At 66.3% G+C, this 13,358-nt stretch carries 15 protein-coding genes; 7 read left to right on the forward strand and 8 right to left on the reverse strand.

Annotation, left to right across the window (positions count from 1 at the left end; all coding sequences use genetic code 11):
• Positions 1-5: 5 nt before the first annotated feature.
• On the forward strand, positions 6-1,148 hold the full coding sequence (locus G6N38_RS05340; protein WP_163746586.1) for an ABC transporter ATP-binding protein: 1,143 nt from the start codon (positions 6-8) through the stop codon (positions 1,146-1,148).
• Here G6N38_RS05340 and G6N38_RS05345 read toward each other — a convergent pair.
• Positions 1,145-1,798: a TetR/AcrR family transcriptional regulator gene (locus G6N38_RS05345; RefSeq protein WP_163746587.1), complete on the reverse strand. Its 654-nt coding sequence runs from the start codon at positions 1,796-1,798 to the stop codon at positions 1,145-1,147. The two genes, G6N38_RS05340 and G6N38_RS05345, sit on opposite strands and share 4 nt — an antisense overlap.
• Positions 1,799-1,913: 115 nt before the next feature.
• Between G6N38_RS05345 and G6N38_RS05350 the strand changes: the two genes are divergently transcribed.
• Positions 1,914-3,557 (forward strand): phytoene desaturase family protein, encoded by a 1,644-nt coding sequence (locus G6N38_RS05350; protein ID WP_163746588.1) that lies wholly within the window; start codon positions 1,914-1,916, stop codon positions 3,555-3,557.
• Positions 3,558-3,577: 20 nt separating this feature from the next.
• Complete coding sequence (locus G6N38_RS05355) at positions 3,578-5,602, forward strand: acetate--CoA ligase family protein (protein WP_163746589.1); 2,025 nt, start codon at positions 3,578-3,580, stop codon at positions 5,600-5,602.
• A 9-nt stretch (positions 5,603-5,611) separates the two neighbouring features.
• Here the strand turns inward: G6N38_RS05355 and G6N38_RS05360 are convergent, their stop codons facing one another.
• On the reverse strand, positions 5,612-5,959 hold the full coding sequence (locus G6N38_RS05360; RefSeq protein ID WP_163746590.1) for a cupin domain-containing protein: 348 nt from the start codon (positions 5,957-5,959) through the stop codon (positions 5,612-5,614).
• A gap of 19 nt (positions 5,960-5,978) precedes the next feature.
• Positions 5,979-7,175, reverse strand: coding sequence for an NAD(P)/FAD-dependent oxidoreductase (locus G6N38_RS05365; RefSeq protein ID WP_163746591.1), 1,197 nt, complete (start codon positions 7,173-7,175; stop codon positions 5,979-5,981).
• A gap of 66 nt (positions 7,176-7,241) precedes the next feature.
• Between G6N38_RS05365 and G6N38_RS05370 the strand changes: the two genes are divergently transcribed.
• Positions 7,242-8,414, forward strand: a complete 1,173-nt coding sequence (locus G6N38_RS05370; RefSeq protein ID WP_163746592.1) for an acyl-CoA dehydrogenase family protein — start codon at positions 7,242-7,244, stop codon at positions 8,412-8,414.
• Between the two features lie 14 nt (positions 8,415-8,428).
• Here the strand turns inward: G6N38_RS05370 and G6N38_RS05375 are convergent, their stop codons facing one another.
• Complete coding sequence (locus G6N38_RS05375) at positions 8,429-9,487, reverse strand: NAD(P)H-dependent amine dehydrogenase family protein (RefSeq protein ID WP_163746593.1); 1,059 nt, start codon at positions 9,485-9,487, stop codon at positions 8,429-8,431.
• 110 nt (positions 9,488-9,597) lie between these two features.
• Between G6N38_RS05375 and G6N38_RS05380 the strand changes: the two genes are divergently transcribed.
• Positions 9,598-10,788 carry a lipid-transfer protein gene (locus G6N38_RS05380; protein ID WP_163746594.1) on the forward strand — a complete coding sequence of 397 codons (1,191 nt, stop codon included), beginning with the start codon at positions 9,598-9,600 and terminating at the stop codon, positions 10,786-10,788.
• A 30-nt stretch (positions 10,789-10,818) separates the two neighbouring features.
• On the opposite strand, the gene rpsR is transcribed toward G6N38_RS05380, so the two are convergent.
• The 4 genes from rpsR to rpmB are packed head-to-tail and all read right to left on the reverse strand — an operon-like array spanning position 10,819 to position 11,783.
• Positions 10,819-11,082 (reverse strand): 30S ribosomal protein S18, encoded by a 264-nt coding sequence (gene rpsR / locus G6N38_RS05385; RefSeq protein ID WP_179968483.1) that lies wholly within the window; start codon positions 11,080-11,082, stop codon positions 10,819-10,821.
• Positions 11,076-11,381: a 30S ribosomal protein S14 gene (gene rpsN, locus G6N38_RS05390; protein WP_163746596.1), complete on the reverse strand. Its 306-nt coding sequence runs from the start codon at positions 11,379-11,381 to the stop codon at positions 11,076-11,078. Before rpsN ends, rpsR begins: the two co-directional genes overlap by 7 nt.
• A gap of 1 nt (position 11,382) precedes the next feature.
• Positions 11,383-11,547 (reverse strand): 50S ribosomal protein L33, encoded by a 165-nt coding sequence (rpmG, locus tag G6N38_RS05395; protein WP_163746597.1) that lies wholly within the window; start codon positions 11,545-11,547, stop codon positions 11,383-11,385.
• Positions 11,547-11,783 (reverse strand): 50S ribosomal protein L28, encoded by a 237-nt coding sequence (rpmB, locus tag G6N38_RS05400; protein ID WP_163746598.1) that lies wholly within the window; start codon positions 11,781-11,783, stop codon positions 11,547-11,549. The genes rpmG and rpmB overlap by 1 nt, the downstream gene beginning before the upstream one ends.
• Positions 11,784-11,893: 110 nt before the next feature.
• Here rpmB and mrf point away from each other — a divergent pair, with 110 nt between their 5' ends.
• Positions 11,894-13,090 carry a ribosome hibernation factor-recruiting GTPase MRF gene (gene mrf, locus G6N38_RS05405; RefSeq protein ID WP_163751818.1) on the forward strand — a complete coding sequence of 399 codons (1,197 nt, stop codon included), beginning with the start codon at positions 11,894-11,896 and terminating at the stop codon, positions 13,088-13,090.
• Entirely contained in the window at positions 13,087-13,356 is a 270-nt protein-coding gene (locus G6N38_RS05410; RefSeq protein ID WP_163746599.1) for a type B 50S ribosomal protein L31, read from the forward strand. The genes mrf and G6N38_RS05410 overlap by 4 nt, the downstream gene beginning before the upstream one ends.
• The last annotated feature ends 2 nt before the right edge of the window (positions 13,357-13,358 follow it).

Below are 13,358 nucleotides of genomic sequence, written 5' to 3' on the forward strand. Positions count from 1 at the left end.
CGCCGGTGACCGGCGGAGCGATCCGGCTGCACCAGCTGGCGAAGTCGTTCGACGGCGTCCCCGCTGTGACGGGTATCGACCTGGATATCCCAGCGGGGCAATTCTATTCGCTTCTCGGTGCATCCGGCTGCGGTAAGACCACCACCTTGCGGATGATCGCCGGCTTTGAGAAGCCCGACTCCGGGAGCATCGAACTCGACGGCCGCGACGTCGCGCAGGATCCACCCCACAAACGTCCGGTCAACACCGTGTTTCAGACCTACGCGCTGTTCCCGTTCATGACAGTCTGGGACAACGTCGCCTTCGGCTTGCGCTACAAGAAGACTCCCAAGGACGAGACCAAGCGCCGCGTGGGCGAAGCGCTCGAGCTGGTCCGAATGAGCGGGTTCGCCAAACGCCGGCCCACCCAACTCTCCGGCGGCCAGCAGCAGCGCGTCGCACTGGCCCGCGCGCTGGTGCTGCAACCCCGCGTGCTGCTGCTCGATGAGCCCCTCGGCGCGCTGGATGCCAAGCTGCGCAGGCAACTCCAGCTCGAGCTGCGCGCCGTACAGCGTGAGGTCGAGATCACGTTCGTCTACGTAACCCATGACCAGGACGAGGCGCTCACGATGAGCGATCAGATCGCCGTGCTGGCCGAGGGACGCGTCGAACAAGTCGGCCCGCCGCAGGAGATCTACTCCGCCCCGGCAACCACCTACGTGGCCGGATTCCTCGGCGCAGCAAATATTTTCGACGCCGACATCCTCGAGAGCAACGACGGAACGGCGCTGTGCTCGGCGCTGGCTACCAGACTCGGCGCCGTGGTGGACACCTCATGCAAGCCCGGCCCGGCGGCCATCGTCATCCGCCCGGAACGCATCACCCTGCAATCCCCCGACGACCCGGTATCAGCCGGGCACAACGCGATCAATGGGACCGTGGCCCAGGTCGTCTATCACGGGGCATCGACCCAGGTTCACGTCACCGTCGGGGAAGCATGCGCACTCGTTGTCGATGTCCCCAACCAAGCCGGGCCGGGCTCAGTGGCCTTGAGCGCCGGGATGGCGGTCACCTGTGTATGCACCAACGATGCGGTGCGCGTGCTGGCCCGAAGTGCTGCGGCCGTCATCAACGATCCGGCGGCAGAACTCGTCGCCAGCCCGGTTTAGCGGGACCGCCGGCCGCGACCCGCCGCCACCGGACGACGTTCCTCCCGCGGCGGAGCCAGCTCCCGTTCGGCGAAGCGCATCGCGATGTCGTAGGCCACCTTCGAGTCGACTTCCGGGTCCTCCAGTGCGACCTGGATCGACAACCCGTCCAGCAGCGCCGAGAACTCCAGGGCGAACATCCGCGCGTCGACATCGGATTCCAGCTCGGCCGATTGGACCACATCGACGATCATCCGGCGCCAGCGCGCGTCGAGCTCCACCCGGCCGGCCTTGACCTCGTCGTGCCGGAAGGCCAGCGCCCACAGATCAAACCACAGGCCCCAGGCGCCGGGGATCTCGTTCTCCGCCTCCGGGACGCAGGTCCACTGGATCAACAGCGACAGCCGGTCCCGCAATGACGGCACCTCAGCCAGCATCTGTTCGGCCGCCTCGTAGAACGATTCCTCCGAATATCTCAGAGCGTCGACGAGCAGCCGATCGCGGGTGCCGAAGTAGTAGATGACCAACGCCGAGCTGACCCCGGCTCGTTTCGCGACATCGGAGATTCGCGTCTCCGAGAAACCGCGTTCGCAAATGAGCTCCGCTGCGGCGCGCAGCATCTGGATCCGTCTCGCCTCGTTGCCCTCTGTCGCGGGTGCTGGTTCTGCCATTTCGTCGTACTCCCCTTCAACAATGCCTGCGCTGGCACTTGTTGAAAGCCTAACACTTGGTTAGATTGAACAGTCAGTCAAAGATGCCCGTTCGGGCTGACGAAAGTAGAGCGCCATGTCGAACACGTACGACGCCATCGTCATCGGCGGCGGTCACAACGGACTGGTCTCGGCCGCCTATCTCGCACGCTCGGGCGCCAAGACAGTCGTTCTGGAGTCGCGGGGTGCACTGGGCGGTGCGGCCACCACAGAAGCGCCATGGCAGGACGCACCACACCTTCGGGTCACCCGGCTCTCGTACGTGATGAGTCTGATGCCGCCGACCATCGTGGCCGACCTGAGCCTGGACCGCCACGGCTACAAGGTGCACCCGATGGGCCCGTACTACCAGGCATTTCCCGAGGGCGGGTCGCTGACCATCTACGAAGACGACCCCGCCCGCACCCACGAGGAACTGGCCAAATTCTCCAAGAAGGACGCGGACACCTGGCCGAAGTGGAATGCCTGGCTGGAAGGCATCGCCGACGTCATGGGCCCACTTCTGACGCAGGTGCCACCCAATATCGGTTCCCACAAGCCGGCTGATCTGCTCGACCTCGCGAAACTCGGCTGGAGCCAGCGTGCGATGACCACCCGGATGATGGGCGACGTCACCCGGCTGCTGACCATGAGCATCGCCGACCTGCTCGACGACTGGTTCGAATCACCGCAAATCAAAGGCGCGCTGGCGGTCAACGGCGTCATCGGCACGTGGGCGGGACCGTACGAGCCCGGCACCGCCTACGTGATGGCGCATCACTCTATCGGCGACGTCGGCGACGGCCAGCTCGGCAGCTGGGGCTACCCCGAGGGGGGCATGGGAGCGGTATCGGAAGCCATCGCCCGCTCCGCCCGGAGCTTCGGCGCCGAGATCCGCACCAATGCTCGAGTATCCCGGATGCTGGTGCGGGGCGGTCGAATCGAGGGCGTGGTCCTGGACAACGGCGACGAGCTGCTGGCACCGGTGGTGGTCACGACGCTGCACCCGCGCACCGCGTTCCTGGATCAGATCCCGCGCCAGGAATTGCCCGGTGACTTCATCAAGGACATCGAGCACTGGAAGACGCGCAGCGGCGTGGTGAAGATCAACCTGGCACTGGGCGAACTGCCCAACTTCACGGCCAATCCGAGCGAGGGTATCGCCGAGCACCACACCGGCTCGGTGGAGATGGCACCAACCATGGAGTACATCGAGGCCGCGTTCCAGGACGCCCGCGCCGGGCGGCCCGCCCTGGCCCCGTTCAGCGACGGCGTGATCCCGACCACGTTGGACAAGACGCTGAATCCCGATGGCACACATATCATGTCGCTCTTCACCCAGTGGGTGCCGGCCGAATGGGCCAACGCGCCGCACACCGAAGAGCTGGACGCCTACGCCGATCGCCTGATCGATCTCTACGACCAGGTCGCGCCCGGTTTCAAGGGTTCGATCCTGCACCGCGACATCGTCGGCCCGCACGAGATGGAAGTGGAGTACGGGCTGATCGGCGGCAACATCTTCCACGGCGAGTTGTCGCTGGAGCAACTCTTCCATATGCGTCCCGCACCCGGGTTCGCCGACTATCGCACCCCGATTGCCGGTCTGTACAACGGCAGTTCGGCCACCCATGCCGGCGGCGGGGTGTGCGGTATCCCCGGCTGGCAGGCGGCCAAAGCTGCGCTGGCCGACAAGAAGCGCGGCGAGCGGCGACTGCTGTCGAAGCTGGGCAGGCGCTCCTGACTCCCTCCCCGGTCGCCGGCATGCTGGGGGCCCGCTCGGTGGCACTGGTCGGGGCCAGTCCGAGGCCGGGCAGCTTCGGCGAGCGAATGATCATCGAGGCCCGCCGGAGCTCGGCCCGCATGCATTTGGTGAACCCGCGCTACGACAGCATCGACGGCATCGCCTGCGCACCGTCGCTGAACGCGCTCGACGAACCCGTCGACCTGGTGCTGCTCGGCGTTCCCGACGCCGCCCTGCTCGACGAGCTGAAGTCCGCGGTGGCGGTCGGGGCAGGGTCGGCGGTCATCTTCGGTTCCGCGCACGGTGCCGCGTTGCGCCAGGCGGTCACGGTCACCGCCGCCGAAGCGGGGATGGCCGTGTGCGGTGCGGGCTGCATGGGGTTCGTCAACAACGCCACCGGTCTGCGCGCGCTGGGCTACCTCGAGCCCGATCCCCTACCACCGGGCGGGGTTTCGCTGGTGACGCATTCCGGGTCGGCGTTCTCCACTATCTTGCGGGCCGGCCGCGGATTCGGGTTCCGGCTGGCGGTCTCGTCTGGTCAGGAGCTGGTCACCGACACCGCCGACTACGTGGACTACATCGTCGAGGACCCGGACACCACGGTGATTGCGCTGCTGCTGGAGACTCCGCGGTCGGTGGGCAGGTTGCGGGCGGGGCTGCACCGTGCCGCCCAGCGGGGCATCCCGGTGGTGATCCTGCCGGTCGGCCACTCGCCGCGCGGGCGTGCCATGGTCGCCGCACACTCCGGTGCGCTGGCCGGCGATGCCGCGGGCTGGCAGGCGTTCTGCGCCGACACCGGCGCCATTCGGGTGTCAGACATGGCCGAATTAACCGACACCATAGAGCTTTTCGAGGCCGGTCGGCGTCGCCGACCCGGATCGCACGGGATCGCGACGGTGCACGACTCGGGGGCTGAACGTGCGCTGTGCGCCGATATCGCCCACGATCTCGGCGTGGATTTCGCCGAACTGGCCGCTCCCACGCTGGCCGCCGTCGGCGAGCTGCTCGACGAGGGACTGGCGCCGGGCAATCCGCTCGACGTGTGGGGCACCGGCGCCGACACCCACGCATTGTTCGGCGGCTGCCTGCGGGCATTCGTCGATGATCCCGGGATTGCGGTTACCGCGTTGGCCGTCGATCTGGTCACCGAGTTCGACGATGACACCGCCTACGCTGACGCAGTGCTGGACATCGCGGCCGGCAGCGATAGTCCGTTGGCGGTGCTAACCTCCGTGCCGTCGGCGGTCGATGTATCTACCGCGAAGCGGCTGCGCAGCAACGGTATTCCCGTGCTCGAAGGTACCAGAAGCGGTATCGCGGCTCTGGGCCACCTGGCGTGCTGGCCAGCACCGGTGTCGGCAGAAGCCCCCGCGATCGACGGCGAGCGTGCGCAACGCTGGGCGAGCAGGCTGGCCCAGCCCGGCTGGGACGCTCCGACTGCCTTCGCTCTGCTCGCCGACTACAGCATCCCGGTGACGCGGTCGCGCACCGCCCACGACGTTGCCGGGGCGCTGGCAGCGGCAGCGGCAGTCGGCTATCCGGTGGCGCTGAAAACTCAAGGCAGTGAACATAAGAGCGATGTCGGCGGGGTGGTCCTCGGCATCCCGGACGCCGACTCGCTCGGTGCGGCTTATCTGGAGATGGCGAGCAGACTGGGATCGGGAGTCAACGTCGACGCGATGGCCCCTTCGGGTGTGGAGATCTCGCTGGGGGTGGTGCGCGACGCCAACTTCGGTCCGCTGGTCGTGGTCGCTGCCGGCGGCACACTGGTGGAACTGCTGGCCGACCGTGCGGTTGCCTGTGCACCGGTCAGCCGAGAGGCCGCCATGGCGCTGCTACGTTCGTTGCACACCGCGCCGCTGCTGGCCGGCTGGCGCGGGGCGCCGCCGGTCGACGTGGACGCGCTGGCCGATGCCATCGTCGGATTCTCGCAATTGGCGATTGAACTCGGCGAGCACCTCGACGCGGCGGAAGCCAACCCCGTCATCGCGTCGGCCGCCGGTGTGGTCGCCGTCGACGCCTTGGTGATCCCGCGCGCGCGGTAGGCGCGACGGTCAGAAGATCGCGTAGGCCTTGCGCAGGGTTTCGTGGATCTGCCAGGTGCCGGTCCAGCCCACTGGGAAGACGGCGAGGTCGCCGGCGCCCACCTCACTGGGCTCGCCCCCGTCCGGGGTGACTGTCATCCGCCCCGACACCACGTAGATCACCTCGTTGGTCTCCAGCGTCCAGTGCGATGGGCCGGGGGCACACTGCCAGATACCGGCCGATTTGTCACCGTCGACCCAGACCTCGAGACCGTGGGTCGCCATCGGGGAACCGGTGGCCTCGTCCAGCGGGCCCCAGTCCTCGAGCTCGGCATCGGCCGCATTGGCCAGGACGGTGGTCAGAACTGCAGCGGTCATGGTGGAAAACCTTTCGTTGTCAGGCGTGTTCGGGGAACGGCAGGGAAATCGGTTCGGGCTCGAGGCGACTGTTTCCGTCCGCGTCGAAGCGGTCCAACCCGAGGTCGGTCAGGTCCAGCCAGTCACATTCGCCTTTGAGCGTGACGTCGGCGGCGGCCTCGGCAACCGCTGGGCCCCACATCATGCCGTGCCCGGCCGCACAGGCCACCACGGTGCCGTCTATCGCACCGTCGTCGGTCAGCAGTGGCCCCAGGATCGGCAGGTGGTCTCCTGTGTAGTCGATCGTCGCCGCCCAGGTGCGCCGAAGCCCGAGTCCACGCACCGGCGGGAACAGTGACTCGATGCGGGCGAGTGCCTTCTGGTAGTAGGTCCAGTCGAATTCGGTAGCCTCGCCGGGCTGTTCGTCGGGGTTGCTCATCCCCCACAGCACGCCGCCGTATTCGCCTGGGCGCCAATAAATCCCTTCACTGACGTCGAACACCATGGGCAGTTCGTCGATGTTGGCATCGCGCAGTGGTTCGGTGACCACGACCTGATGCCGGGAGCCGCCGGCGGGGATACGTCCGCCGGCCGTCACACCGACCTCGCCGAGAAGCGGGCCGCCGGTGAGCACCACCCGGTTGGTCTCGATGGGCCCGTCGGCGGTGTCGACGCCGATGACTCGCCCCTTGGCCACCCGTAGACCGGTGAACGCACAGCGTTCGCGGACGTCGACTCGGTGTGCGGTCAGCGCCGCGGCGTACGCCAGCACATTGCGTGGGGCGTTGATGTACCCGTCGCCGGGCGCGTACGAGCCGCCGGCCGTCACGCCCGGCGCCAAACCGGTACTGCGGTCGTCGATATCGGAGCTGGACAGCCATTCGACCGTCAGCCCGAGCCGCTGTTGCAAGGCGATCCGCTCGTGCGCTTGTTGCACCTCGACATCGGTGAAGCACGGCATCAGGTAGCCCTGCGCGACGAAGCCGCAATCCAATGGGTAGCGCTCGCGTGAGGCGGTGTAAAACTCCTGGCTGCGCAGGCCGAGGCGGATCGCGGTCTCGGTGCCGCCCTGCGCGCGGACCATGCCGGCCGCACGGCTGCTGGCGCCGTCACCCAACGTCTGAGATTCGAGCAGCACGACGTGGCCGGCCCCACGTTCGGCGAGCTGGACCGCCGTCCACGCCCCGACCGTGCCGCCACCGACCACCACAACATCCGCACTGTGACTGCTGGTCATACCTCAAGACCGTGACATAGACTGAACGATCAGTCAATAGCTTCCAGCGAGCAGAGAGCACCGCGAATGTACGGGTTGACAGCGCAAGACCGACGGATCCGCGACACCGCCCGCGAATTCGTCGAAACTCTGATCCCCTACGAAGCCGAAGCCGAGATGGCCGGCGGCCAGCTGCCCAAGGAGCTGACCGCCGAGCACCACGCCAAAGCCATCGAGCTGGGCCTGTATGCCACCAACATGCCCACTTCGGTCGGCGGTCCCGGATTCACTGCCCTGCAACAGGTTCTGGTACAGGAGCAGGTGGGCCGAGTCACCAACGCGATCGCCTGGGTGATGCACACGCCGCCGCAGTGGTGGGCCGGGGTGGCCACCGACTACCAGAAGCACCGCTGGCTGCTGCCTGCGGTGCGCGGAGAAAAGCACGAGGCGTATGCGATCACCGAGGAGTTCGCCGGCTCGGACGTCTCGGCGCTGGAAACCACCGCCCGTCGTGACGGCGACGAATACGTCATCAACGGGATCAAGTGGCACGTCACGTCGTTCAACCTGGCCGAGTACGTCTTCGTCCAGGCGGTCCTGGTCGGCGGGCCGCACGAGGGTGACCATGTCCTGCTGGTCGTCGATCTGCCCTGGCCCGGAGTCGAAGTGGTGCGCACACCGCATTACTCGCACAACATCCCCGACGAACATCCGATCGTGTCGTTCACCGATGTACGGGTCCCCGTGAGCCATCTGGTCGGTGCCGAGGGTGAGGGCATGACGTTCACCCAGGACTGGTTCCGCTTCGAACGAATCATGGTGGCGTCCCGCTGCGTGGGTGCCGCCCAGCGCCTGGTCGACGAGATGACCGCGTTCGCAAAGGATCGCATCGTCGACGGTAAGCCACTCGGAGAACACCAGCTGGTGGCCGGCATGCTCGCCGACAGCGCAACCGAATTGTTCGCCGCCCGCAGCCTGCTCTACGAGGTGGCCCGGGGTATCGATGCCGGATTGGATCGTAAGGCGCTGCACGGTCAGGCCTCGATGGCCAAGCTGTACTGCTCGGAGATGGCCGGCCGGGTCGCCGACCGTGCAGTGCAGATCTTCGGCGGGCGCGGCTATATGCGCGAGAACGTTGCCGAACGGATGTTCCGGGAGCTACGCGTGGAGCGAATCTGGGAGGGCGCCAGCGAGATTCAGCGCATCATCATCGGCCGTCAGCTGATGCAGCGCGGGCCTGCGGCGGTGCTGGAGTCCTAGCGCAGCAGGCAGTGTCAGCGCGACAGCTGCGGCGCCGCGCGTCCGGTGATCAGCGGCAGATCGAAGAAGCTGGCGATGCCCGGCTCGGCCGCACAGGTCGCTGGGATGGCGTTGACGCAGTGCGCGGCGGTGGCCACGACGCCCGGGTTGCTCACCAACCCTTCCTCGACGCTTTCGGGCTGCCAGCCCTTGACTGTGACGAAGGTGTTCGGGTTGCCCCGCACCTCCATCTCGTAGCGCTCCCCCGCCGGGCCGAAAGACCATGGCGGATCCATATTTTCCTCGCCCATCAACCAGTTGACGGTGATGCGCACGACGATGGTGTTGGTCACCACGGCATCCCAGTGGAAACGCCGACCGGCGACCTGGCCGGGTTCGATCACGCCGATCGGTGAATCGATGGGTGCGGTCGCCACCGCGATCTCCTGGGAGGTGCGGATCTGCGGTTCGGCGGCGAATCCCAGGCGGTCCACGATCAGCCGAACCGATTGGAAGAAGCCGCCGTTGAGCAGCTTCTGCATGGGCCCGGTCAGTGCGCTCTCCGGTGTGCCACCGAATCCCATCACATGACGCAGCACATCCGGGGCGCCGTAGGTGCGCAGGTCGGAGTATTCCTCGGCGCGCACATACGTCACGCCGGTGGACATCACCGATAGCAGCAGCGGGAACAGCTCGGTGGCCGCGCCAGGCCCGATGCCTGCGCCATGCAGGGTGGCGTTGCCCTCGCGGGCCGCGGCCTCCAGCGGGGCGGCTTCGGATTCACTCGGGTAGAACCAGCCGACCGGGCTGACCACGTTTTTGCCCGATCGCAGTAGTGCGGTCACCTCGTCGAGGTTGGGCAGCAGCGGCGCGTAGATCACCGCGTCGGCGTCCAGCGCGAGGATATCGTCCAGGCTGTTGGTGGCCGTCACCCCCAGCGGCGGGGTGCCGATGATCTCGCCGACGTCCTTGCCTGCCTTGTCCTTGGAATGCACCCAGCAGCCGACCAGTTCGAGTTCGGGATGTTCGAGCACACCCTTGATCGCCGCCACCCCAACAGAGCCGGTTGCCCACTGCACGACCCGCAACGCCATTGCTGGACCTCCAGAAAAACTAGAACGTGTTACAACTACATGTACACGACTCCCCCGCGAGCGCGGAGTATGTTCCAAGGATTGCGTCGGTGCGGACGGAAGGGTTTGCCATGCCGAACAGAGTTTTCGTCGTCGGGGTCGGAATGACCAAATTCGAAAAGCCGGGCCGCCGCGAAGGCTGGGACTACCCCCAAATGGCCAATGAATCGGGCAACAAAGCGCTGGCCGACGCCGGCATCGACTACGCGCACGTGCAGCAAGGCTTCGTCGGCTACTGCTCGGGTGACTCCACCTCTGGACAGCGTGCGCTCTACGAACTCGGCATGACCGGCATCCCGATCGTGAACGTCAACAACAACTGTTCGACGGGATCGACCGCGCTGTATCTGGCCGCGCAGAGTATCCGTGGCGGGTTAGCCGATTGCACGATCGCTCTAGGTTTCGAGAAGATGCAGCCCGGCTCGCTGGGCGGTGGCGCGGACGACCGCGAATCGCCGTTGATGCGCCACATCGTCGCCCTCAACGAGACCGACGCAATGTCATTTCCGGTGGCGCCGTGGATGTTCGGCGCGGCCGGCCGCGAGCACATGAAGAAGTACGGCACCACCGCGGAGCATTTCGCGAAGATCGGGTACAAGAACCACAAGCATTCGGTCAACAACCCGTACGCGCAGTTCCAGGAGGAGTACACCCTCGACGACATCCTGGGCGCGAAGATGATCTCGGATCCGCTGACCAAGCTGCAGTGCTCCCCCACCTCGGACGGCTCCGGTGCGGCGATTGTGGTCAGCGAGGCGTTCGTCGACAAGCACGGCCTGGCCGATCAGGCCGTGGAGATCGTCGGGCAGGCGATGACCACCGACTTCGCGTCGACGTTCGATGGCAGCGCCGCCAACATCATCGGCCACGACATGAATGTTCAGGCTGCCCAACAGGTTTACGACCAGTCCGGCCTCGGCCCGGCGGACTTCCAGGTCATCGAGTTGCATGACTGCTTCTCGGCCAACGAGTTGCTGCTCTATGAGGCCCTTGGGCTGTGCGGCGAGGGCGAGGCGCCGTCGCTGATCGACAACAACGACACCACCTACGGCGGCCGCTGGGTGGTCAACCCGTCGGGTGGGCTGATCTCCAAGGGCCACCCGCTGGGTGCGACCGGTCTGGCGCAGTGCGCCGAGTTGACCTGGCAGCTGCGCGGCACCGCCGACAAGCGGCAGGTGGACAACGTCACGGCCGCGCTGCAGCACAACATCGGGCTGGGCGGAGCGGCCGTCGTCACCGCCTACCAGCGCGCCGAGCGCTGACGGCGACCAGTCTCATGAGATGCCGTCCTCCTACCTCGAAGCCGCGGCGGGGTATGGGAGCAGCGCCATCTCCCTGGCATTCTTGATCGCCATGGCAACCTGGCGCTGTTGACCGACGGTCAGCCCAGTGACCCTGCGGGACCGGATCTTTCCTCGTTCGGAGATGAACACCCGCAAGGTCGCGGTGTCCTTGTAGTCAACCGTCGTCAATCCCATACTCGTCAGTTGATTGCGCCTGGGCTTCGCATCTGCGATCGGGGCCGCCCGCCGGCGGGAGCTCTTGGACTTCACCAACTCGCCTTCCGTACTCCGGGTAGCTGCCCTTTGTGGGCCAGCTCGCGCACGCGCACCCTCGACAGTCCGAACTTCCGCAGATGCCCACGGGGACGTCCGTCGACGGCGTCGCGGTTGCGCACCCGGACGGCACTGGCATCCCGGGGTTGGCTGGCCAATTCCTGCTGAGCACGCAATTTCTGCTCGGCAGTGCTCTGCGGCGAGCGGATGATCTTCTTCAGCTCCGCACGGCGCTCGGCATATCGGGCGACGATGGCGATGCGCTGGTCGTTCTTGACGATCTTGGATCGCTTGGCCACCTCAGCGCTCCTCGCGAAACGCGACGTGACGCCGGATCACCGGGTCGTATTTTCGGAGCACCATGCGGTCGGGGTCGCTGCGCCGGTTCTTTTTGGTGACATACGTGTAGCCGGTGCCGGCTGTCGACCGGAGCTTCACGGTGGGTCGAACCTCGTTGCGTGCCATCAGATTTTCTGTCCTTCCCGACGAAGCCGCGCGACCACGGCTTCGATCCCGTCGCGGTCGATGACCTTGATGCCCTTGGCACTGACGCGCAGCCTTACGCGTCGACCCTCCGAGGGCAGGTAGTAGGTCTTGAGTTGGATGTTGGGCGACCATCGCCGCTTGGTGCGCCGATGCGAGTGCGACACCGCATTGCCGAAACCCGGTGAACGCCCGGTGACTTGGCATCGTGCAGACATCGCATACCTCCCAGTGATCCGGTTATTGAAAATGGTTTTCGACAAGTGCCGACTCGCACTGTAGCGTGTGATCGACACTAATGACAATCGTTTTCAATATGGGAGGTGCGGTGCGGACCCCGGTAGTGCTCATCGCAGGACAAGGCGACACCGACGCCGCGGCCAGAATGCTGTTGCGGAACCAGAGAACGCTGATCGTGCGTCACCATTTCGACGGTCACGTTGTGCACCGCATGCTCACCAACACCCGGAACGGCACCCCTACTACCGACGACTTCGTCCTGGAACTGCAGCACGGCTGTCTCTCGTGCACTGTTCGCAATGACCTGCTGTTCCTCCTGCGCAGGCTGCACCGCCGCGCCGATGTGGACAGGATCGTCGTGCACCTGGCGCCGTGGTTGGAGCCCGAACCGATCTGCTGGGCCGTCAACCATGTCCGCACCCGCCTGGGCCCCGGCTACATCGACGGGCCCGCCGCGCGCGATGTCGAGATCGCTGCCGTCATAACTTGTCTGGAGCCATCGACCTGGCTGACCCAGGCCCTCGGCGACGAGGAACTCGACGACGGGCGCACCGTGGCCCAGGCAGTGGTCGGCCAGGCCGAGTTCGCCGACATCATCGTGGCCCCGCGGGTGGACCGCAGGACTCTGGCGGTGCTGCGCCGGCTGGCCCCTCGCGCATGGATCGTCCAACTGCCTGAGCATCTCGAGGAAGCGGCGGCGAATCTGGACAGCGATGCGCGGCGTGGTCGCAGTAGCGATCCGCTCGGCCCGCTATTGGCAGGTCAGCCTCCGATAGAGGCCGACGGCGAGGTCGGCATCGTCGAATTCAATGCTGACCGGCCTTTTCACCCGGAGCGCCTCCATGACGCTGTCGATGTTCTGCTGACCGGCGTGGTACGCACCCGCGGCCGAATCTGGTTGGCCAATCAGCCCGATCAAGTGATGTTCCTTGAGTCTGCCGGTGGCGGCTTGCGGGTCAGCTCCGCCGGGAAGTGGCTGGCCGCAATGGGCGACTCGGAGATCGCCTACGTCGAACCCGAACGCCGGGCGATGGCCGGCCTGGTGTGGGACGACCGCCACGGCGATCGCCGAACGTCGGTCACCATCTTGATGTGCGGAGCCGCACGCGCGGAAATCCTCGAGGCACTCGGCAACGCACTGTTGACCGACAGCGAGATGGGCCGGCCTGAGCGCTGGCCCGGCTACCCCGACCCGTTCGGTGACTGGCACGAAGAACCCTGTACCGAGTCGCCTTCCCATCCCGAATTATCCACGCCAGCAGGAAATCACGGAGAAGACCAATGAAACCCGGCATTCACCCGGACTACCGTCCGGTGGTCTTCCAAGACGCCACCACCGGCACGACCTTCTTGACGCGCTCCACGGTGACCACGTCGCGCACCATCGATATCGAAACAACTGACGGCGTGCGTACCTACCCCCTGGTGATGGCGGAGGTCACCGCAGACTCGCACCCGTTCTGGACCGGCGAGCGCCGGATCGTGGACGCCGCTGGACAGGTCGAGAAGTTTCGGCGGCGTTATGGGCAGTCCCACCCGGCGAGCGGGTGAGC

It is taken from the genome of Mycolicibacterium helvum (genome assembly GCF_010731895.1).
Classification (GTDB): Bacteria; Actinomycetota; Actinomycetes; order Mycobacteriales; family Mycobacteriaceae; genus Mycobacterium; species Mycobacterium helvum.